Source organism: Mycoplasma sp. 327, from assembly GCF_053851655.1.
Window position 1 is genome coordinate 1 of record NZ_JBSQBA010000005.1, and the last position, 22,823, is coordinate 22,823.

The 22,823-nt window shown below is 29.0% G+C and carries 19 protein-coding genes and 1 tRNA gene; 15 read left to right on the forward strand and 5 right to left on the reverse strand.

Going from position 1 to position 22,823, the window contains the following annotated elements; all coding sequences use genetic code 4:
• The first annotated feature begins 147 nt into the window (after window positions 1–147).
• Window positions 148–885 carry a hypothetical protein gene (locus ACWXVS_RS01715; RefSeq protein ID WP_438340690.1) on the forward strand — a complete coding sequence of 246 codons (738 nt, stop codon included), beginning with the start codon at window positions 148–150 and terminating at the stop codon, window positions 883–885.
• A gap of 58 nt (window positions 886–943) precedes the next feature.
• Here the strand turns inward: ACWXVS_RS01715 and thrS are convergent, their stop codons facing one another.
• Entirely contained in the window at window positions 944–2,683 is a 1,740-nt protein-coding gene (gene thrS, locus ACWXVS_RS01720) for a threonine--tRNA ligase (protein WP_455994717.1), read from the reverse strand.
• Window positions 2,670–3,674, reverse strand: a complete 1,005-nt coding sequence (gene trpS / locus ACWXVS_RS01725) for a tryptophan--tRNA ligase (protein WP_455994719.1) — start codon at window positions 3,672–3,674, stop codon at window positions 2,670–2,672. The genes thrS and trpS overlap by 14 nt, the downstream gene beginning before the upstream one ends.
• Window positions 3,675–3,927: 253 nt before the next feature.
• On the opposite strand from trpS, the gene ACWXVS_RS01730 reads away from it, so the two are divergent.
• Genes ACWXVS_RS01730 through ACWXVS_RS01740 form a run of 3 tightly spaced genes read left to right on the forward strand, consistent with a single transcriptional unit; the run spans window position 3,928 to window position 9,357 of the window.
• A complete protein-coding gene (locus ACWXVS_RS01730) occupies window positions 3,928–4,290 on the forward strand; it encodes a hypothetical protein (protein WP_455994721.1) in 363 nt (120 codons plus the stop codon).
• A 1-nt stretch (window position 4,291) separates the two neighbouring features.
• Window positions 4,292–8,215: an AAA domain-containing protein gene (locus tag ACWXVS_RS01735; RefSeq protein ID WP_455994723.1), complete on the forward strand. Its 3,924-nt coding sequence runs from the start codon at window positions 4,292–4,294 to the stop codon at window positions 8,213–8,215.
• Window positions 8,215–9,357 (forward strand): hypothetical protein, encoded by a 1,143-nt coding sequence (locus ACWXVS_RS01740; RefSeq protein WP_455994724.1) that lies wholly within the window; start codon window positions 8,215–8,217, stop codon window positions 9,355–9,357. The genes ACWXVS_RS01735 and ACWXVS_RS01740 overlap by 1 nt, the downstream gene beginning before the upstream one ends.
• Before the next feature lie 36 nt (window positions 9,358–9,393).
• On the opposite strand, the gene def is transcribed toward ACWXVS_RS01740, so the two are convergent.
• Window positions 9,394–9,951: a peptide deformylase gene (gene def / locus ACWXVS_RS01745; RefSeq protein WP_438340696.1), complete on the reverse strand. Its 558-nt coding sequence runs from the start codon at window positions 9,949–9,951 to the stop codon at window positions 9,394–9,396.
• A 102-nt stretch (window positions 9,952–10,053) separates the two neighbouring features.
• Here def and ACWXVS_RS01750 point away from each other — a divergent pair, with 102 nt between their 5' ends.
• Window positions 10,054–11,307 (forward strand): CNNM domain-containing protein, encoded by a 1,254-nt coding sequence (locus ACWXVS_RS01750; protein ID WP_438340697.1) that lies wholly within the window; start codon window positions 10,054–10,056, stop codon window positions 11,305–11,307.
• Window positions 11,308–11,349: 42 nt separating this feature from the next.
• Here the strand turns inward: ACWXVS_RS01750 and ACWXVS_RS01755 are convergent, their stop codons facing one another.
• The gene (locus tag ACWXVS_RS01755; RefSeq protein WP_455994726.1) at window positions 11,350–12,963 is read right to left on the reverse strand and encodes an ABC-F family ATP-binding cassette domain-containing protein; all 1,614 of its coding nucleotides are present in this window, start codon (window positions 12,961–12,963) and stop codon (window positions 11,350–11,352) included.
• A gap of 304 nt (window positions 12,964–13,267) precedes the next feature.
• On the opposite strand from ACWXVS_RS01755, the gene ACWXVS_RS01760 reads away from it, so the two are divergent.
• Window positions 13,268–13,343 (forward strand) — tRNA-Lys (locus tag ACWXVS_RS01760).
• A gap of 35 nt (window positions 13,344–13,378) precedes the next feature.
• Here ACWXVS_RS01760 and ACWXVS_RS01765 read toward each other — a convergent pair.
• Window positions 13,379–15,541 (reverse strand): ATP-dependent Clp protease ATP-binding subunit, encoded by a 2,163-nt coding sequence (locus ACWXVS_RS01765; RefSeq protein WP_455994728.1) that lies wholly within the window; start codon window positions 15,539–15,541, stop codon window positions 13,379–13,381.
• Between the two features lie 228 nt (window positions 15,542–15,769).
• On the opposite strand from ACWXVS_RS01765, the gene ACWXVS_RS01770 reads away from it, so the two are divergent.
• Genes ACWXVS_RS01770 through ACWXVS_RS01810 form a run of 9 tightly spaced genes read left to right on the forward strand, consistent with a single transcriptional unit; the run spans window position 15,770 to window position 22,736 of the window.
• Window positions 15,770–16,222, forward strand: a complete 453-nt coding sequence (locus ACWXVS_RS01770) for a hypothetical protein (RefSeq protein ID WP_438340700.1) — start codon at window positions 15,770–15,772, stop codon at window positions 16,220–16,222.
• Complete coding sequence (locus tag ACWXVS_RS01775) at window positions 16,215–17,009, forward strand: F0F1 ATP synthase subunit A (protein ID WP_438340701.1); 795 nt, start codon at window positions 16,215–16,217, stop codon at window positions 17,007–17,009. Before ACWXVS_RS01770 ends, ACWXVS_RS01775 begins: the two co-directional genes overlap by 8 nt.
• A 28-nt stretch (window positions 17,010–17,037) precedes the next feature.
• Window positions 17,038–17,346 (forward strand): ATP synthase F0 subunit C, encoded by a 309-nt coding sequence (gene atpE / locus ACWXVS_RS01780; RefSeq protein ID WP_438340702.1) that lies wholly within the window; start codon window positions 17,038–17,040, stop codon window positions 17,344–17,346.
• A gap of 42 nt (window positions 17,347–17,388) precedes the next feature.
• Entirely contained in the window at window positions 17,389–17,919 is a 531-nt protein-coding gene (locus tag ACWXVS_RS01785) for a F0F1 ATP synthase subunit B family protein (RefSeq protein WP_438340703.1), read from the forward strand.
• 2 nt (window positions 17,920–17,921) lie between these two features.
• Window positions 17,922–18,452, forward strand: a complete 531-nt coding sequence (locus ACWXVS_RS01790; protein ID WP_438340704.1) for a F0F1 ATP synthase subunit delta — start codon at window positions 17,922–17,924, stop codon at window positions 18,450–18,452.
• A gap of 13 nt (window positions 18,453–18,465) precedes the next feature.
• Window positions 18,466–20,049, forward strand: a complete 1,584-nt coding sequence (gene atpA / locus ACWXVS_RS01795) for a F0F1 ATP synthase subunit alpha (protein ID WP_438340705.1) — start codon at window positions 18,466–18,468, stop codon at window positions 20,047–20,049.
• Window positions 20,028–20,912 (forward strand): ATP synthase F1 subunit gamma, encoded by an 885-nt coding sequence (gene atpG / locus ACWXVS_RS01800; protein WP_444705052.1) that lies wholly within the window; start codon window positions 20,028–20,030, stop codon window positions 20,910–20,912. The genes atpA and atpG overlap by 22 nt, the downstream gene beginning before the upstream one ends.
• Complete coding sequence (gene atpD / locus ACWXVS_RS01805) at window positions 20,896–22,362, forward strand: F0F1 ATP synthase subunit beta (protein WP_438340707.1); 1,467 nt, start codon at window positions 20,896–20,898, stop codon at window positions 22,360–22,362. Before atpG ends, atpD begins: the two co-directional genes overlap by 17 nt.
• A 2-nt stretch (window positions 22,363–22,364) precedes the next feature.
• Window positions 22,365–22,736, forward strand: coding sequence for a hypothetical protein (locus tag ACWXVS_RS01810; RefSeq protein WP_438340708.1), 372 nt, complete (start codon window positions 22,365–22,367; stop codon window positions 22,734–22,736).
• Window positions 22,737–22,823 lie beyond the last annotated feature (87 nt).

Genomic DNA, 22,823 nt, shown 5'->3' on the forward strand with positions numbered 1-22,823 from the left:
TGTATAATTAAACAAATTCAAAATATCGGTGGCTCATTTTTCACGCTAATTAATGAAAAATTGTTTATATAAATGAATTAAATTATTTTTTTTGTCTATAATTAAAGCATAATATTATATAAAATATAAAACAATAGAAAGGAAATAATGACCAAAAGTAAACTAGAAAGATATTACATTTCTGAAAAGATTGGTGATGATAAAAAAGTGTCATTTAATTTCAAAAAAGCAAATCAAAAAATTTCAGGTAATTTTACTGAATTTGTTGATGCTGTTTCAGAATTTATTAGAGTTAGTGAAAAATCAAAAAATGATACTCGTGTGTGATTTCATCAAGACGGGGCCTACCGTGGAAGTGTTGATATAAAGAAAGCTCGTAACATAATTGAAAAAATATTAGAAGTTAAAGTTGAAAATGAAAAGGCTATTGAATATATTGAAAAGGAGGATTTGGTGGATAAACCAATGCCAGTTAAAAAGATGAAAACTACCCCTATGATCGATTTAGAAGCAGAAGCATCACAAACAACTTTTTATGTTGAAAATATTGAAACAAGAAAGGCTTCACAAGTTTCGGCTCTTGATGTTAAATCATTTTCAAAATACATAACAATTATTGAAAAGGTTAAACAGTTAGGCAATACATTAGTTGTTTCATTTCATTTAGAAAACGAAGGCAATTCATCAATGACTCATGAATACATTATTACAGGTTTTGCTGAAGAAGCAATGAGCTCATGTTCATCATGCAAAGCAATGCCTCACAATAAAAAACTTGGTTTATGACGTGAAAAAAGAGCTTTCCTTGCTTTATTCACAATATTAACATTATTAATTATTGTTAACATTATTTTAATTGTATTACGTGTAAAGGCTATAATCTAAATTAGATATATAAAAAGTAAAAATTTTAAAAAAGTTAGGATTACCTAACTTTTTTAAATTATTTTAATTCGCGTTTTAACATTGATAATTTAGTTATAAATTCTTCTTTTGAATATATTTCGGTTTTTTCGCTGCCATATTCTCTTACAGCTAATTTGTTATTTTCAACCTCTTGGCGTCCGATAATAACTATAAATTTAGATTTTTGAATTTGTGCATCGCGAATTTTTTTATTTATTCTTTCGTTTCTTAAGTCAACATTAACATTAAAATCTAAATCCAAAAATTCCTCAAATAGAGATTGACAATAATCATTTAAATCACTTACAATTGGCATTATTGTAACTTGTCTTGGACTTAATCAAAACGGTAGAATACCTTTGGTTTGTTCCAATAATGTAGCGATAAATCTTTCATAAGTTCCAATTAAGCCACGATGAATTAAAACAGGTGTTTCAAATTCTTCATTATCATTAACAAACTTCATGTTAAATCTATGAGGGAGCAAGAAATCAAGTTGAAGTGTTGACATTGTTATTATTCTATTTAACGCAGTTCTAACTTGAAAATCGACTTTTGGACCATAAAAAGCTGCTTCACCTATAAATTCCTTGTATTCAATGTTTAATTCTCTTAATACTTCACGAAGGTCATTTTCGGCTTTGTTTCACATTTGATCATCCTTAAAGAATTTTTCTTCATCATTTGGGTCCCTTAAGGAAAGCGAAACATGGTCTATTTCAATTTTAAAATCTTTGAGTGCCTGTAGAATCATTTTATAAAGGTGTTTAAATTCAGATTTAATTTGGTCTGGTCTAACAAAAATATGTCCTTCGGTTAAATCCATAGATCTAACTCTTTCTAATCCAGAAAGGGCACCTGATTTTTCATAACGGTACAACCTAGATTGTTCAGAATATCGTATAGGTAAATCGCGATATGAACGTCTTGTTGAATTAAATAAGATTATATGATGCGGACAAGTCATAGGGCGTGCCACAAGAGTTTCATTATCCATCAATATAGGACTAAACATAACGTCTTGATAATGTGATCAGTGACCACTTATTTCATATAATTTTTTTTCTCCAAAATGAGGAGTTAAAACCTCGGTGAAACCAAATTTTTTATCTAACTTTAAAACATATCTTTGGATTGAATTGTGAATTTTCATTCCATCCTCGAGTCAAATTGGGAAACCTTGGCCCGACAGTTGGCTAAACATAAAAAGGTTTAGATCTTTGCCTATTTTGCGGTGGTCTCTTTCCCTTCTTTCTTTTAGAATTTCTATGTAATCATCAAGTTCTTGTTTAGTTTCTCACGAAGTACCATAGATTCTTGTTAGCATTTTGTTATTAGAATCACCCTTTCAATAGGCCCCTGCAATTGATAACAATTTAAAATGCTTAATTTCTTTAGTATTTTCGATATGCCCACCAGCACAAAGATCTGTGAATAAAATTTCATTAGTTTTTGGGTGTTTGAATTGAAAGAAGGTTATTTCTTTTTTTTCATTTACGAATTTATCATATAATTCTTGCTTGTAGGGTTGATTCTCAAAAGAGAAAAAGTCTTTTTCGACTTTTTTCATTTCATAACCTTGTTCAGCTAGTTTTTTCATTGTTTTTTCAATTCGAGGTAAGTCTGATTCAAAAATTGGATTTTCAAATTCAAAGTCATAGTAAAAACCCTCCTCGATAGCAGGACCAATTGCCAGTTTTGTATTTGGATACATTTTTAAAATTGCTGCAGCTAATAGATGACTAGTTGAGTGATTTAATTTATTATTTGATTTCATTATTTAAACCTAGGCCTTTCATAAATTTTTTAAGAGTAATTGAAGCAGTTTTTGAAGCCTTTTGTGCTCCCTTTTTTGCTTTTTTTTCGATATCTTTTATTACTTCATTGTATTTTGATTGAATTTTAGTTAAAAAATCTTTAACTAAGGTGCCCACTTCTTGCTTTAATTCACCATAATTTTTTTCTTTGAAATGTTGTTCAGCTTCCCTTAAGTCTATATCTTTAAGTGAAGAATAAATTGATAATAAATTTTTAATGCCCGGCTTATCGTCTGAGATGTAAATTTTTCCTTCAGAATCAGTAACTGCTTTCATTATTTTTTTATATCCTAATTCAGGATCGTCCAATAAATAAATTGCTGATTTTTCATTTGCATCTGATTTTGACATTTTTTTAGTTGGGTCAACTAGTGACATAATTTTTGCCCCAACTTCCGGTATATATGGCTCAGGAACCTTGAATTTAATATTGAATTTATTATTTAGTCTTTGAGCTATATTTCTTGTTAATTCAACATGCTGCTTCTGATCAATTCCGACAGGCACTAAATCAGCATCATATAAGAGAATATCAGCAACCATCAATGTTGGATACATTAAAAGTCCTGTTGGAATTGTTTCCATACCATTTGAACTTTTTACTTTTTGAGATTTATCTTTAAATTGAGTCATTCTGGATAATTCACCAATAGTTGTATTTGTTAAAATTAACCAGTTCATTAAACCGTGTTCCATAACATCTGATTGAAAAAAAAGGGTCGATTTTTCAGGATCAATTCCACAGGCAATAAATAAAGCGTATATATTTTTACGATTTTCTTCAAGGATATGTGGTTCAATAGGGAGGGTTAGAGCATGGAGATCAGCGATAAATATATAGCTATCATAATTTTCTTGCAATTTAACCATATTTTTTATTGCTCCAATATAGTTTGCTATGGTTAATTTTCCTGTAGCCGTAATTCCACTTAAAACTCTTTTTTTGTCCATTTTGTGCCTTCTTTTTTTAATAAATTCTTGTATAAATTTTATAACTTTTTTAAAAATATCATATTAAATAATTTATTATTTAATAATCCAACATTATAACTTTTTTATGCTTAAATTAAGTTGAAAAAATAATTAATAAATTTTATTTGATATCTTTGTTGAAAATTACTATTAATTAAATGTTTTTTTGATATTAATTTTAAATTAAAATATAATTTAAAAGTAGAAATTTTTAAGTGAAAAAGGTGTTAATATGAACCCAAAAAACAAATTCTTATATATCTTTTTAATCATAGTTACTTTTGGATTTATTTTAATTTATTGAAAGAAAAAATTTAGACAAACCAAACCCAAGAATTATCTCTCAAAGGAAACTAAATTAAGTTTTAATTTTGATGTGTTTGTTTCGCTATTAGGTGGAAAAGAAAATATTAAATCGGTATCGGCTACACAAAAAATTTTAAAAATTAATTTTTTTGATAAGAGCAAGATTGCTATACCGCAATTAAAAAATCTTGATGGTATAACCGGAGTTGCAATTCAAAGTAAAACTATTTCTTTTGTAGTCGGCAATGTAGCCAAACACATAGAGCACTTAATTAATGAGGTAAATTAAAATGAATAACAATACCAAATATCAAATGTTAATGGCTAATCTGCTAAATATTGATACCTTTGATTCTTCATTGTACAGTTCAATTGATAACGAAAAATATTTTGATGTGTTAAAAAATTTCGGTGAAGAAACTTTTGATCATATATACAATAATTTTAATATAAATTGCACGATTTCTGATATTGCAAATCGGATGATTGCAACAAAGGTTTATGAAGCTAAAAATAAGAATGAAGTAATTGCTATTTTTGAAGACTATAATAAACGAATACCAGAAAATTTATTTAAGATGCTTGGTACAAATTTTGAAAAAGCAAAAGCCATTATTGTTGCTAGTCAGGAAACGGAGTTTCAAAAATCAGTTGTTAAGTGAAAGAAAATTTTAAATAAAGCGCAAAATATCAATATTGAAACCAATATTTGGCCTTTGCATATAGGCTTTTTCTATATATCAATAAAAACAGAAAATAAAACAATTTATGCTCCATTATTTTTTAAAGAGATATTAGTTGAAGTTAAAAATTCATTAGTCACCTTAAGTTCTAGTTCTGACATAAGAGTAAATAGCAAGCTAGTCACGTTCTTGAATCAAGAAGGCTTTTCACTCAATGTTGACTCATTTGATTTTAATAACCTATCAATTCGTGAAGTATTTGAAAGTTTTAAAAATGCTTGAAAACCACTCTTCAATATGCCCTCAACTTTGAAAGAAGGTATTAAAAATTTAACAATTGAAAATATTGAAAATAGCTCAATAGAATTTTATCCCGGAATAGTTCTTGGTTTTTATAATGTTTCGTCAGGATATTTGTGAAATCAAATGAAAAAAATTATTGAAAATGATGAGTTCGATGAGATTTTAAATCCAAATTTTAATAAGAATTTATATCGTGAAAAGGTTAATAGAGTAATTTTTGATAACAAGTTTAAGCTTTTTAAAATTCAAGAAACTAATTTTTCTCAGGATGTTGCAACAATCTCGTCACTATATCAGGATACAATTATTTGAGGTCCTCCTGGGACAGGGAAATCACAAACTATTTCTAATTTAATAACTAATATTATGACAAGAGGCTACACCGCTTTAGTTGTAAGTCAAAAGAAAGCGGCATTAGACGTTTTACGTAGCAGGCTAAAAAAGCTTTCTATTTTTTGCTTATTTGCATTAAATGATAAAAATCTGAGACCTGAGAATTTTTACAAGCCATTGCGTGAATTTATTCATTTGTTAGAAAATTATGAAAATTCAAATGCTGAAGAAGGTCTTAGTGTTTTTAGCGATGAAGATGAAAGTTATGTTGATAATGTAAATTTAATTAAGCAAACTAAAAATATAGATAATATCATTAATTTTTATAGCGCGGTAATGAATGGTAATTTTAGCGTGCAAACATATGAAAACCTTAAAAAAATGGATCATAATCTTAAATATAATCAATGTTGCGAATTTAGTGATAAGAAGCTAATTATAAAAAAACTATATGAAAAAAATTTTAATAAGAAATGCACTATTTTTAGTATTATTCCTAAAATAATTAAAAACATGGCGGAAATAATATCGAATGATCAAAGTTTAATGACTATTGATATTGATGAGGCGCTTAAATATGTAAATCTTGTTTCATTTGAAGAAATTACTAATTTTGAAAAACAATATAAAAAAATTCTCAACAAAAAAACCAATTATTTAAATGATGATAAAAATATTGTTAAGATGCTTCTTGAAAAAACATTTGATCGGATGACCAATTTTAGCGATGAGCAAAAAATGCAATATACTTCCTTTGCTATGGCTATAAGAACTGGCCATTTAAAGCCTTACAAGTTTTTTCACAAACATAAGGAGATGATTAAGATATTATTTCCAATAATTATCACTACTCCTGAACTTGATTTGTCGATGTGGTCTAAACAGGAGTTTGATTTTGCTATTCTTGATGAATCATCGCAAATGTTTATTGAAAAGGGCATTCCAATTTTATATTTAGCAAAGCGAAAAATTCTTGCCGGTGATAGCCAACAAATGCAACCCACAAGATGATTCTCTGCGACATATAGTTTTGATGAAGAAGATGACTTTGGCAATATTGAATCGTTGCTAGATTATGCTAGGGCAAGAGGTGTTTATTCGCTGCTATTAGATAAAAATTACCGTTCTAAAAAGGCGACATTAATGACTTTTTCATCAAAGCATTTTTATGAATCAAAACTTGATGTTATTGATAACTATGAACTATCAGTTTCTAATGAAAAAGCAATTGAGGTTTTTCAAGTTGATGGAACTTGGGATAATAGCATGAATGTTGCTGAGGGTGAAAAGGTTATTGAATTATGCAAGCAAAATCTTGAAAAATATAACAAAATAATCATTCTAGTTTTTAATGTTAAACAACAAGAATATCTATTTAATAGAATATTCGGAAATGATTCAGAATTAGAAGATGCTCTAAATAGTGAAAAAGTTGTTTTGAAAAATATTGAAAATATCCAAGGCGATGAAGCTGATTTGGTTATTATGTCAGTTGTGTATGATAAAAATACTGCTTTATATAACACATACGTTGCAAGAAAAGGCGGGAAAAATGCTCTTAATGTGGCAATATCACGCGCTAAAGAAAAGGTCTTTGTTGTTAAATCGATTTATGCCGATGATATTGAAATTACAGATCGATCAACAGCTGACATGATAGTATTTAAGGAATGATTAAAATTTCTTGACTTATCAATTGATGAGCAAAAAAATTATTTAGATGAGGTTGAAGATTTTTTGGCTACTAAAATTATTTCATTGCCCGAAGATATTAAATTTAAGGTTGATGTACTAGATGAACTTCGCAATTTTATTGATGACAAAAACCTTCAATTTGAAACAGATTACTCTGTTGGAACTAAAACCATCGATATTGTTTTAATTAATAAGCTTAACAACAAGCTTATTCAAGGATTTATTTTAGATAATTTTTTATATAAGAATGATTATCGTAAATATCTTATTTTTAGAGACAATATTAAGTTTCTTGAATCTAAGGAATATCCAATTATTACTATTTCTGAAATTGAATGGCCAATTATTAAAAATAAGATATTTGCATATTTAGAAGCATTGATATCACAACAACAAGTAGAAAATCAAGCTATTATAGAATTACAAAAAAATAATATGTATGAATTAAAAGAATATAAAGAAGTTAATTTTATTCCTCAATCTGGAGAAGAAGATATGAATATAGAAACTAAACTAAAAGATAATAATATTGTTAGTTTGAAAGAAAATAATATAAAAACAGGTGATGAAACAGCAAAAAACAATGATCATATTGATGACGTCGATGATTTTTATGTCGCAGAAATGGATAATCATAATCAAATAGCGGTTGAAATTGATGAATTCGAAGAACAAAATAATTATTTGGAAATTCATCCAGATGAGACAGATGATATTGATTCTCTTACTGATGATTTTAAGGTAGAACAATTTAAGCAAGATGATTTGGAAGTTGCTCAGGATAATGAAGATTATTCTTCCGATGTTATTATGAATTTAAATGAAAATACACATGAAGAATTCGAAGATAGTGAAGTTTCATTAAATAATTTATCATCTGATTTTTCGGAAGATGATACCTATATAATTGATCAAGAAAATGATGAAACTATCTCAAAAACTGAAATTAATGATTTTAAAATAAATTCCAACAAGATAAACAATAAAACAGATGAGTTTAATAATATTGAATTATTAGGATTATCTAGTGTTGAAGAAAATGATTTTGAATTTGAAGAATTAAAAGAAACTAATGTTAGAGCAGATAAGGAAAAACAGGTTGATTTTAAAAAGATAGAGAATACACCGGATAATATAATTGATGAGTTTGGTTTAGTTGATACTGATGAAAAAACAACGGAATTTGAATTTGGGGATTAATGAAAAAAGATAACAAAGATTTGGAATTTGATTGGGTTGATTCGATTGACAAGGATGTTAGCTTTGAAGACCAATTAAAACATAAAAAAGTTGCTCAACGTCTAACAAAAGCAAAGAAGATAAGAAAAATATTATTTTGATCACTTTCAGGTGCTTTGCTTTCTTCTGTTATTATTGCAACAGTCAGTATACAACTTACAAAACCTAAAAAAGCACTTATTTATTGGTTTAATAGTGTTAAAAAATACTCATTTAATTTAAATAATAATAAAAACAAAGATGTTAATATAAAAATAAACAACGATATAAAAATTGATGGCACTCCAGAAAGTGTCATGGCTAAAATTATTAATAATAGTGATTCCGATAATATTAGTCTTTTGTTTAAAAAAAATGTTCAAAAAGAAATAAGTGAATATGCAATTTTTGAAAATAAAAATTCTAATGTTAAATGGAAAATTGAATTTGAAAATTTTGTAATTGATACATTATCTAAAAATACATTGTTTGTTGATCTTGTTTTTAAACATCAAGAAGGGACAAATACTGAATTTGTTATTAGAAATTTTCCTATTTATACAACATTAAAAACAAAACAATTTAATGAAGAAACAATAAAGAAAAAACAAGACCAATTTGATAGTAAATTTATTGAATCAATTAGGAATAAGGTCGCTTATAAGTTGCTTTTACCTATTGATGTAAAAGATAAATTTTCTAATGAAAAAATTAATAGATATAAAGCGGAATTTAGAAAATTTATACAAGACTTTAATGATAAATTTTTTTCTATTAAAAATGACTCATCAAAATTAATTGATTATTCTTGGGCTTTTGGTGAACCACATAAGATAAATAACGGCATTGAACAAATGACGGTTGTATCTAACTTTGTAACAGAAACTAATAATTTTTATTCCCCTATTTTATTTACATCTCCAATAAAAATTGAGGGTTTTGATAATGAAGATTGAAAAACATCAACACGAATAAAATTTAAAGGTAGAATTATTACCTTATCTACAAATAAAGAGAAACTAGGCAGATATCATTCTCAATATGGCATTTATATCGAACCTAACTATGGCAATAACCAAAAGGAAATAGAGTTTGATGTTCCATTATTTTTTGAAAAAGGTTAATAAAAAAAATAGGTTATTATCTAACCTATTTTTCTATTACAAAACTTGCAAATCTTTGTCTTTTGCTCATGGACTCTTTTTATTTATTCTATCTATAAATAATCCACCTTGTAAATGGTCAAATTCATGCTGAAATACGATTGCGCTATAGCCACTTGCTTCAAATCTTTTGTATTTCTTTTCCATATATGAATATCCATCAAAAATAACTCTTGCATATCTAGGGACTAAGCCTTCCTGATTTGGTCAATCTTCGCTAACACTTAGGCATCCTTCACCTTCCGATAAGGCAATTTTATGCTCTGAGTGACCAATAAGTTTTGGGTTTATTATGGCATCATTAAAAATCACATTGTTATTATTATCAACTATCAGAATATAAAATATGTTTTTTGGTATTCCATATTGAATAGCTGCGACACCGACAGCTGGTCTAAATTTTGTATTTTGTTTTTGACTATCGCTGACATGAAAAATCATTTTTTCAATCAAATCAATATTTTCTTGTGATAAGGGAATTTCTACATCTTTTGATTTTTCTCGTAATATTTTTTTAGGTAATTGCACTATACTAACATCTTCAAATTTAAACATAATATAACATTATAAAATATTTAAATATAAATAATAATTATTTTTGCTATTATATAATACTAATGATAGTTATATTTTAAATTTTTGCATGGAGACATTTAGATGGACCTCGAACCTTGACATTACGCTTTATTAATAATTTTACTAGCCATATTGCTCGTTTGTTCTGGAATTTTTTCCGCAACTGAAACGGCATATACTTCTTTAACCAAGGCCAAAATCGAGACAATGATTGAAAAGAATCAAAAAAGATATAAAATAATTCTAAAACAGCACAATTTCTTTAATAGAACACTCGGAACCATTCTGATTGCTAATAATCTGGTAAATATTGGTTCTTCAACATTATTAGTTTATCTTTTAACACAAGCCTTTGGAGCTCCTAAGGCAGGCTTGGCATCAATTATTTCAACAATTGTAATGACACCAATTATTGTTTTATTTGCTGAAATATTGCCAAAATTGGTTGCAAAGCGCTATCCAGAAAAAACCGTTAAATCATTTTATTGGTTTATTGAAATGTTATATTGAATATTTATTCCCATAACATATCCTATTTCTAAAATTGGAAAGAAGATTTATATTACCAATACTGAGGAAGATGTTAAAAACTTATTAAATATCGCACATGATGAGGGTGTTTTGGAATTTAAAGAATCTGCAATGGCCCAAAATGTCTTAGATCTTGATTCAACTAAGGTTTCACAGCATTATATTAAAATGAAAAATGTGGATTTCATCAGTTCTAAGGCTACTATGCAAGAAGCACTAAAAATGTTTAGAGAAACTAATTATTCACGAATACCAGTTGAAAAAGATGGTAATTTAATTGGCATATTGTTGCTTAAGGATATATTTTTTCTTAAAAAAGGAAATATTTTAAATTATATTAAAACTGTTCCTAAGGTTTCTGCTAACTCAATCTTATCATCAGCACTTGAAAAGTTGAGACAATCGCGCGCGCAAATGGCCTTCGTTACCGAAACTAACAGTGATGATAAACCAATAGGTATTATTACTATCGAGGATATTCTTGAAGAAGTTGTTGGCGAAATATATGACGAATATGACAACGATGAACAAATCTACGAAATTAGTCTTGAAAGATGTGAAGCTAAGGGTTCTGTCTTAATGAAGGTTCTATGAAAACAATTGGAACTTTATGAATATCTCGATTATCAATTAACTGATAAGGAAAAGAATCAAACACTTTCAAGTTGGATTGAGTCAAAAAAAGGTCATTCATTAAGAAAAAATACCAAATTTGAACTTGAAGACAAAATAACATTTTTGGTTTTAGAAAAGAAGTCAAGAGAAAAAAAATATGATTATTTCGAGATAGATTGAAGCAATTAGCTAAATTTAAAAATCCGGAAACTAATTTCCGGATTTTATTAATTAATATCCCATAGCTTCTTCATATTCGTCGAGATTTCCATAAAATAAGAAACTTGATTTTGGTTTTATTTCAAGAATAACATTCGCGCATTCTTTAATCATAGCACGATTATAGGTTGTAAAAATGCATGAGCTCTTATATGATTTAACGCCTTCAATTAAGCTATCAATTGACTCCGAATCTAAGTGATCAAGAGGTTGATCAAAAATTAAAAAGTTGCTTTCTTCTAGCATCAATTTAGACATCATTAACCTAACCTTTTCTCCCCCACTTGTTACTTGGACGTTTTTAAAAACACTATCATTAGAAAATAACATTCTTCCCAGAAATGCTCTCATTCTAGCATCACTGTTATCTTTTGTTTCTTGTGTAGTGTTATTTAATGGCCATTTACTTAATCAATCAATAATGCTTTCTGATTCATTAAAATATTCTTGATTATTTGAGGGAAAATAGTTAGGAGAAATAGTTATACCTCATTCAACAGTCCCGGAAGTTGGCTTTCTTCTATTCATTAATATTTCAAGGAATCTGGTTTTAGTAATATCATCATTGCCTACAATAACCATTTTATCACCAGGTTTTAAGGAAAAAGTTACATTTTCAAATAGTGTGTCTCCATTTTCATTTTTATATGTTAAATTATGAACATTTAAAATTTGTTTTCCGGGCAATCTATTTAGTTCAAATTTAATATATGGATACTTTCTTGATGAAGGTTTTAGTTCATCAATCACAATTTTTTCTAATAATTTTTTCCGGCTTGTTGCTTGTTTGGATTTTGAAGCATTGGCAGAAAATCTGGCAATGAATTCACGCAACTTTTGTGCTTGCTCTTCTTTTTTTAGATTGGTTTTTTGTTGCATTTCAACTAATAATTGACTCGATTGCTTTCAAAATGAATAATTACCAACAAATAACTTCGCTTCTGAATAGTCGATATCAATGATATGGGTACATATTGCATCTAAAAAGTCGCTATCATGACTAACAACAATGACAATATTTGGATAATCCATTAAGAAGTTTTCTAATCACTTTATAGTCTTTAAATCTAATCTATTAGTTGGTTCGTCCATGATCAAGATGTCTGGATTTCCAAATAGGGCTTTTGCTAATAAAACTTTAACTTTCTCGTTTGCTTTAAGATTAGACATTTGCATATTTCATTTTTCAGGTTCAATACCTAAATTTGAAAGAAGAGTTTGGGCATCATTTTCAGCGTTTCATCCGCCCATTTCTCCAAAAAGTTGTTCTAAGTGGCTTGCCTTTTCATAATCTTCCATTGTAGCCTCAGGGTTTTCATAAATTTTATTCTTTTCAATATTTATTTGATAAAGTTCCTTATTGCCCATGATTACAACATCAGTAACATTAAAATCATTAAATTCATCTTGGTTTTGGCTCAAAACACTCATACGAGCATTTTTTTCTTTAATAATTTGACCCTCAGTTGCCTCGATCTCGCCACTTAAAATTTTTAGAAAAGTAGATTTTCCTACACCATTAGCTCCAATTATTCCATACACATTTCCAGGCAAGAATTTCAGATTGATATTGGTAAATAATTTTTTATCTGGAAAGATTTTGCTTATTCCACAAACATCTAGCATAGTAAACTCCTTAAAATATATCAGTATATAACTAAAAAATTTTACTAAATTTTGTAGGTTTTTATATTATATTGAAGGCCTCGGATTATATAAACATTATTTATATTGCTTTTTATATTAAAACTTAATCTTTTAATAGACTTTTTTAATTATTTCATAGTATTTTATGCCTTGCGAAATATTAATAAAATTGGTTTAATTTATTGTATTCCTGAAAAGTCTTACATTTATTTGCAATAAATAATTATTTTTTTTAATATCATCAAAGATATTTGTTTATAATTTATTAGGTATTATTTTAAATGCATCCTTAGCTCAGCAGGTAGAGCAAGGGACTCTTAATCCCTGGGTCGTGGGTTCGATCCCCACAGGATGTACCATATAAAAATACAAGGCTAATTGCCTTGTATTTTTTTTAATTACCTTCATGATCTATTTCTATTTTAATTTCATTGTTTACAATTGATAGATAAATAATCGAATCTTCTTTTATTGAGTTGCGTAATATAAAATCTGCAAGTTTATTTTCGATATTGTTTTGAATAAATCTTCTAATAACTCTAGCACCAAAAGCTGTGTTATATGACTTATCTGCAATATAGTCGATAACTCCTTGATCGTATTGCAACTCAGATTTAATATTTATCGAAATACGGTTGGCTAGTTTTTTTAATTCTAAATCAACAATTTCTTTTGTGACTGAGTTACTCAATTTATTGAATGGAACAATTTCATCAATACGGTTAATAAATTCCGGCTTAAACTTAGTTAACAAGATTTTTATAATTTCATCCTTGCTAGGAATTTTTGTCATAATTTGTTCTGATCCAATGTTTGAGGTCATTATAATTATTGTGTTTCGAAAATTTATTTTTCGACCTTTATTGTCGCTTAGTATCCCGTCATCCAATATTTGCAAAAGAATATTTAGAACATCAGCATGAGCTTTTTCAATTTCATCAAATAAAACTATTGAATAAGGGTTTTGTCTTACCTTTTCTGTTAATTGACCACCATTATCATCATATCCAATATATCCTGGGGGTGAACCGATTAGTTTTGATATGCTATGTTTTTCCATATATTCAGACATATCTAAACGAATAATATTGTTTTCATTGTCAAATAGATTGAATGCTAATGCTTTAGCAAGTTCTGTTTTTCCTACACCTGTTGGCCCTAGAAATAGAAATGAACCAATAGGTCGATTAGGATCATTAATATTAGCTTTAGCTCTTTTGATAGCTTCTGAAACTAGGTTGATAGCATTTATTTGCCCTTTAACCCTTAATGCAAGATTTTCACTTAATTTAAGAAGTTTATTTTTTTGCTTTTCAAGCAATTTTGTTACCGGTATTTTAGTTCATTTGCTTACAACCTCAGCAATTTCTCCCTCATCAATTGTTTCTCTTATTAAACGATTTGGCAAATTGGTTAGTTTGTTTTCAATTTCTTTTTTTGAATCATCAAGTTCTGGTAATAAAACATACATAACTTTTGAAGCTTCAAGGTATTTGCCTTCATTTTGTAAAGTGTTTAGCTGTCTTTTTAAATCTTCAATATTGTCTTTTAGTGAGGATAGTTTAGCAATTAAATTTTTTTCTTCTTCTCATTGGCTAGACAGCTTTTTATGCTCTGCCTTGATTTTTGTTAGATGTTCATTTATTTGTTTTATGCGGTCATTATTGTTGTTATTTTCTTTACCAACAGAGTTTTTTATTGCTGCCTTTTCGATCTCCAGTTTAGTTATTTCATAATTTAGTTTTTCAATTGGCTCGGGAATATACTTCATTTCTGTTTTAATAGATGCTGAGGCTTCATCTACTAGGTCTATTGCCTTATCAGGTAGAAAACGATCTTGGATATATCTGGCCGATAGGTTTGCTGCGGCTACTAGGGCTTCATCCTTGATTTTTACCTCATGAAAAGTTTCAAGTCGTTCTTTGATTCCCCTTAAAATGGTAATGGTGTCCTCAATAGTTGGTTCATTAATAAAAATCTTTTGCATTCTTCTCTCGAGAGCAGAATCTTTTTCAATGTGTTTTCTGTATTCGTCGAGAGTGGTAGCGCCAATTAGGTGTAATTGTCCTCTTGCCATCATTGGTTTTAACATGTTACCTATATCCATACTACTATCACCTGTTCCACCAGCTCCGACGATCATATGAATTTCATCAATAAAAAGAATAATTTCGCCATTAGAATCTTTAATTCTTTTTAAAATAGCTTCAATTCTTTCCTCAAATTGACCTCGAAATTGTGTTCCTGCAACAATAGATGAAATATTAAGCTCGTATACTTTTTTATTTTTTAAATTCTCAGGCACTTGGTTATCAATGATTTTTTTAGCTAATCCTTCAACAATTGCTGTTTTTCCAACGCCTGGTTCTCCAATTAAAACTGGGTTATTTTTTGTCTTGCGAGATAAGATTCTTACTAATGATCTTATTTCTTCGTCGCGATTTATAACTGGTTCTAGCTTTCCTTCCAAAGCCAGTTCAGTAAGATTGCGGCCATATTTTAATAATGGGTCTTTATCTTCTTTGTTATCCTCTGCAGGTGTTCATGATGCATGCATATTTCGACCTCCTTAATTTAAATATATATTAATTATAACATAATTTAGCACTCTATTGCTTAAAGTGCTAAATAAAGTGCTAAAAAACTATTTTTTCATATTTGATTTTAGGTTTTAAGGATGTATATTTTTTGGCATTATTTTGTGAATATATTTATAAAAACAAAAAATTCAAAAGTAATATAATTTTACATTAGGTTATTAAAATATAAAAATAACCACTTGAGCATGAATAAAACACATGGAAAAAAAATTTGAATAACTTATACTACATTAAATGTTGCGTTGTTGTTAATATTTTCATCAATGTCATTTTTTGACTACTCGTTATTGTTAGGGTATTTAGTGGGTATAGTTAGTTTTTTATTATTTTTATTATCAGTATATGTGATCCTAAAAATTGTGAAAAATAGTATTAATGTTCAAGGTAAAAAACATTATAAAATAAGGATGCTTATTTCTGTTCTTATATTTTTTGCATTGAATATTTTTAATGGAGCAATATTTGCTATTTTTATTTATATTAATACTTACCTTCACAAAGACTATCCCGGTTTAAATGCTGCTTTTTTTCCATTTAATACAATCACAATGACAGCACCTTATATTCTATTGTCCATTTTTTCAATAGTGTGGGCCGTTGTTACTATGGTTAATAAAAGAAAGGAGCTAAATGGATAAATTACTAAAAATTAATTGATTTGGTTCGACAGAAATTAATAGTAATCAAATATTTTCATTAATATCCTTAGTTTTTATTGTTCTTATTTTGTCAGTTTTAATTTATGTAGCAGTAAAACGACAAAAAGTTGACAAGGCACCTAATGCTGCTTTAATCCTAGTTGAAACAGCTATTATCGGCGGAGATAATTTCTTTAGTGATACACATGAATCGAAGTTTGATAAAGCAAATCCATACTTAATATCATTATTTGTGTTTATGTTCTTTGGAAACATATTATCATTAGTTGGTTTTGCTCCGGTTGGCTCGAGTTTATCTGCGGTTTTAGCTGCCACAGTGGTGTCTTGATTAGGAACGGCTGGTGTTGGGATAGCTTATAACAAAATTAAGCATATTATTAAATTGCTAAATCCATTAGAATTTGCTTCAAATTTCTCACCAATTGTTTCTATGACTTTCCGGGTATATGGAAATATCATTGGGGGAGTTGTTCTTGTTTCATTGGCAACAATTTTCTTAAACAATATATGAGCAAAAATTATTGGTCTTGATGTTAGTGCTGAAGCTTCGACATTCAATCCATTTGGTGTTGTGGTATTGCCGGCATTTAATCTTTATTTTGATTTATTTGATGGTATTATTCAAGCATTTGTTTTTGTAGTGTTGACAATGTCATATTGGGCGCAAGCAGCTGAGGAAGACGTTAAGGAAAAACATAAGAAAAAAATTAGAGATTGAAAAAGTAAAATTATCGCTAATAAACAATTAATTCAAGAAAGTAATTAAAATATTTTTAAAAATATAGGAGAAAAAAATGATTGATAAATTAGATAAAATTTCAGATGTTATTAATAGATTTGACCCAAGTAAAGCCGGTGATGCTAGCGGTCAAAATTACCCCTTTGCATACGGTTTAACAATGTTAGGCGCCGGGTTAGCAATCTTTGGAGCTGGATTTGTTTCGATTGGTCAAGGTATGGCCGTTGCTAAAGCCTGTGAAGCTGTTGGTAGAAACCCAGAAGCTTTATCTAAAGTTCGTACTTTATTAATTTTAGGTTTGGCTATTGTTGAAACTGCATCAATTTATTGTTTAGTTATTGCTTTATTATTAATCTTTGTATAGTTAAATTATTTTTTGATTTATATGAGAGTATTAACTTATCTTATGAAAGCCCCTGAAGGTAAAGGGGGGGTTAGTGAAGAATTAGAAAAAACCTTCTCTGGCTTAACATTTAATTGGCCTCTATTTGTTTTTTCTTTAATTGTGTTAATGCTAATAACCATTATTATTACTTTTTTGGTATATAAACCAATTAAGAAAATGGTTAAAAAGCGTCAAGAATTAATTCAAAGTAATATTGATGCTTCAATCAAAGCAAAAGATGAAGCACTAAAAATACAAGAAGAACATGATTTAAAAATAATTGAGGCTACTAATCAGGCAAGAACTATTATCAATAATGCAAAAGCTGAAAGTGAAAGAATTGTAAATAGTGGTTCAGCTATTGCGAAGAAAAAAGCTGAAATGATGTTAGAACAAGCAGAAATTTTGATTAATAAAAAGCGTGTTGAATTCAGTAAAGAGCAAAAGAAAATTATTATGGAAAATGCTGTTGAAATTGCTAAAAAAATTATTGGCCGTGAAATAAAAGATGCTGATAATGTCAAAATGATTAATGAGGTTATTAAGAAATAGATATGACTGAATTAAATGAAGTAATTAATAATTGATCATTTGCCTTATATGATTTAGCTAATGGGTCTGATCAACTTCAGGAAATTACTAATCAGACTGCTGACATTATTAAGGTTTTGAAACAAAATAAAGATTATTTAAAAATCTTAAATTCTTTTGATATAACGGAAGAAAAAAAGTTTATGTTAATTAGTGAGGCTTTTGATTCATACCATCCATATATATTAAATATTATTAAATTAGCAACCAGAAAACATATTGTTAAATATATGGATATTATATTTCATCGCTTTATTGAATTAGCAAATGAAAAATTAAATATTAAGTATGGTTATGTATATTCAGTTAAACCATTAAGTACTGATAAGATGAAAAACCTTGAAAAAAAGATTTCATCTGATCTAAATGCAAAAGTTACTTTAACTAATCATATAGACCCTGATTTAATCGGTGGAATAAGAATAAAAGTAGATGAGTACTTGATTGATAACTCTGTTTTGGGAAAATTAAACAAGATAAAATCATTAGAATAATGAAAGGAAAGATATGGCTTTAAAACCCAGTGATTTATCAGCTATCATTAAAAATCAAATTAAAGATTTCAACGAAACTGTTAGTTATGATGAAGTAGGTAGAGTTATTACTGTTGGTGACGGTATTGCTCTAGTTAGTGGTTTAACTAATGTTGAATATGGTGAATTAGTAATATTTGATTGCGGTATTGTTGGTATGGCCTTAAACCTTGAAGAAGAGTTGGTTGGTGTTGTTGTTACTGGCGATGATCGTAATATTGTGGAAAATTCACATGTCAAGAGAACACACAACGTTATCTCGGTTCAAGTGGGTGACGCTTTATTGGGCCGCGTTATTAATGCCCTAGCATTACCAATTGATGGTAAGGGTAAAATTAATAGTGAAATAAAGCGACCAATTTTCAAAATTGCGCCTGGTGTTATGACACGTAAGGAAGTTTCAGAACCCTTACATACTGGTATTTTGGCAATTGATGCTTTAATTCCTATTGGAAAAGGACAACGTGAACTAATTATTGGTGATAGACAAACAGGAAAAACAGCCATTGCCATTGATGCGATATTAAACCAAAAAGGCAAAGATGTTTATTGTATCTATGTGGCTATCGGCCAAAAAAATTCAACAATTACCCAAATTGTTGATCAGCTTGAAAAGAATGATGCAATGAAATACACAACTATCATTGCAGCATCAGCTTCTGAAAGTGCGCCATTGCAATATATAGCACCCTATACTGGCGTAACTATTGCTGAGGAATGAATGGCAAGAGGTAAAAGTGTTTTAATAGTTTATGACGACTTATCAAAACATGCCGTTGCTTATCGAACATTATCTTTATTGTTAAGAAGACCTCCCGGCCGTGAAGCATATCCTGGTGACGTCTTTTATCTACATTCGCAATTACTAGAAAGATCTGCAAAACTAAATAACGATTATGGTGGTGGTTCAATAACTGCCTTGCCAATTATCGAAACACAAGCTGAAGATATTTCAGCATATATTCCAACTAATGTTATTTCAATTACTGATGGTCAGATTTTTACCAAAGAATCTTTATTTAATTCTGGACAAAGACCTGCAATTGATATTGGTTATTCTGTAAGTAGAGTTGGTTCAGCCGCGCAAACCAAAATGACTAAAAAGGTGGTTTCAAGTTTAAAGCTAGAATTAGCTCAATATAATGAAATGCAAGCATTTGCACAATTTGGTTCTGATTTAGACCAAAATACAAGAATTATTTTGGAACATGGTGCTAAGGTCTATGAGTTGTTGAAACAGTCACAATTTTCACCATATTCTCCTGGTCAACAAATTATCTTATTGTTCCTTGCTAAGTATCGCTTAATTAATGTAATCCCTAAAAACAACATTATTAAATATCGTCAAGAAATTCTAACTTATTTTGCAACAGAACCTAAAGCAATAAAAATCATGAGAAAGATCGATGAATCTAATGATTGAACTAATGAATTAATTGAAGAAATTTATAATCAAATCATTTTATTTAATGACTTGTTTATAAAGACTATTCCCCTATATAATCCTGAAAACTTTATGCCTATTCCTGAATTACCATGGAAAGCTTGCAAAAAATAAAGCAACGTATTAATTCAATTAATTCTACCAAAAAAATAACGAAGGCTATGGAACTTGTAGCCACTGCTAAGTTTTCAAAAATTAAAAACAAAATTAGTGAGGTTAAATCTTACTTTAAAAATGTTGAAGCTATTTTTATTAATCTTGTAAAAAATTCAACGCAGGATATTGACAAATTATTAAATAAGCATGCATGAAAATTTAGCAATCGTCGTAATTTATATATTATTTTTGGGAGTGATTTAGGTCTATGTGGATCATTCAATTCCGAAATGTATAAAATGATAAATGAAGTTGTTACAGGTGAAGATATTTTGATTGTTATTGGCTCTAAATTGTTAAGCCTAATTGAAAAAAATAAAAAATATCACATTATCCAAACCTTAACACAAATCGGTGATAATCCAACATATGAAATAGCTCAAGTGATTTCAAATAAGATTTATGATGTTTTAGAAATATCACTTTTAAATTCAGTTAAATTAATTTATACCAATTATGAAAACCCATTAAAGGCCGATCCTGTCGTTCAAGAAATTTTTCCAATTTCAGCAAACACGATTGGCAAAATCGAAAAAAATAACCAAAGTTTTCACCAAGATAAAGGGATCAGGGAGATTGTTTTTGAGCCCAACCCTGAAACCATTTTAATTAACTCATTTAGAATATTCTTTGAAGCATCTATTTTTCATGCTTTAACTAATGCAAAATTGGCAGAAACTAGTCAAAGAAGAACAGCAATGGAACAGGCTTCTGATAATGCCGAGGACCTTATTGATGAATTAAAAATTGAATATAATAGTTCGCGTCAATCAAAGATAACACAAGAATTGACTGAAATTGTTAATGGTGTCGGATCTTAAAGAAAGGATAAAGAAAATGACTAATAAAAAAAATAATGAATTAAATTATGGTGTTATTACCCAAATTCTTGGTGCTGTTATTGATGTCAGATTTAAGGAAGGCACTGCACCTAAAATGCTTAACGCCTTGGAAGTTATTGATGAAAAAAACCCTAACAACAAACAAATTCTTGAGGTTGCTCAACATATTGGTAATGACACTGTAAGAACAATAGCCATGAGTTTAACCATTGGTTTAAGACGTGGCATGAAGGTCTTAGACCTTAAAAGACCAATTACTGCACCTGTTGGTAAGGAAATTCTTTCAAGAATGTTTAATGTTTTAGGTCAACCTATTGACTTGCTAGGAGGCGATTTTGAGCAACAAATGCCTATCCATAGAAGCGCACCTAGTTTTGAAGAACAAAAATCCACTTTAGAAATATTTGAAACTGGTATTAAGGTTATTGACCTATTAATACCATACATTAAAGGTGGAAAAATTGGTCTTTTTGGTGGGGCTGGTGTCGGCAAAACTGTTTTAATACAAGAATTGATTAATAATATTGCAAAACAACATGGTGGTTTATCAGTATTTGCCGGTGTTGGCGAAAGAACAAGAGAGGGTAATGACTTATACCATGAAATGAAGGCAAGTGGTGTTTTAGATAAAACTGCATTAGTATTTGGACAAATGAATGAGCCTCCAGGCGCTAGAATGAGAGCACCATTTACTGCACTAACTATGGCCGAGTATTTCCGTGATCAAATGGGCCAAGATGTGCTTTTATTCATTGATAATATCTTTAGATTTACCCAAGCAGGTTCAGAAGTTTCGGCATTGCTAGGTAGAATGCCTTCTGCTGTTGGGTATCAACCAACATTAGCGGTCGAAATGGGGCAATTGCAAGAAAGAATTACTTCTACAAATAAGGGATCAATAACATCTGTTCAAGCAGTTTATGTTCCTGCTGATGACCTTACTGACCCTGCTCCTGCGACCACATTTACTCATCTAGATGCGAAAACTGTTTTAGATCGTGATATTGCAGCATTAGGTATTTATCCTGCTATTGATCCATTGGGTTCTAATTCCCGTATGATGGATCCTAATATCGTTGGTTTAGATCATTACAATACTGCGAGAGAAGTACAAAATATTTTGCAAAGATTTAAGGAATTACAAGATATTATTGCAATATTGGGTATGCATGAATTATCAGAGGAAGACAAGAAGGTTGTTGCTAGAGCACGTAGAATAAGAAGTTTCCTGTCCCAACCATTTTTTGTTGCTGAAAAATTTAGTGGTATAAAGGGTAGATACATTAAGTTACAAGATACCATTAGATCATTTAAAGAAATTTTAAGTGGAAAATATGATGATCTACCAGAAGAAGCATTTTTATATGTTGGTACTATTGAAGATGTTATTGAAAAAGCTAAAAACCTTGGATATGTATTTGACAAATAGTTATGAATGATAAATTCATTGAAATAGTTATAACAACACCAAATTGTGTATATTATCAAGGTAAAGGTAGTATCGTAACATTTACCACTACTGAGGGGCAAATTGGTCTAATGAAAGATGCTGTTCCATTTTTAGCGGCATTAGTTCCCTCACAAATAATTATTAAAGATCAAGATAATAATAACCGGATTTTTTACATCGATCGTGGGATTGTTGAATTTAGAGATAATTTGCTTTCATTGATTGTCAATAATATTGACGTTAAACCAATTGACACAGAAATCAAGTTTAAAAAAACAAATGAAAAGAAATATACTATTATTGAAGAAGTTGTTTTAAAAAAGAAATTGGCAGAACAAAATAAAAAACTATAAATACAGAGAAATCTGTATTTTATTTATTTTTTTAAGGACTCAAATAAGTTATTGGCGTTAGTTTAACTGCCAGTAGATATTTAAAAT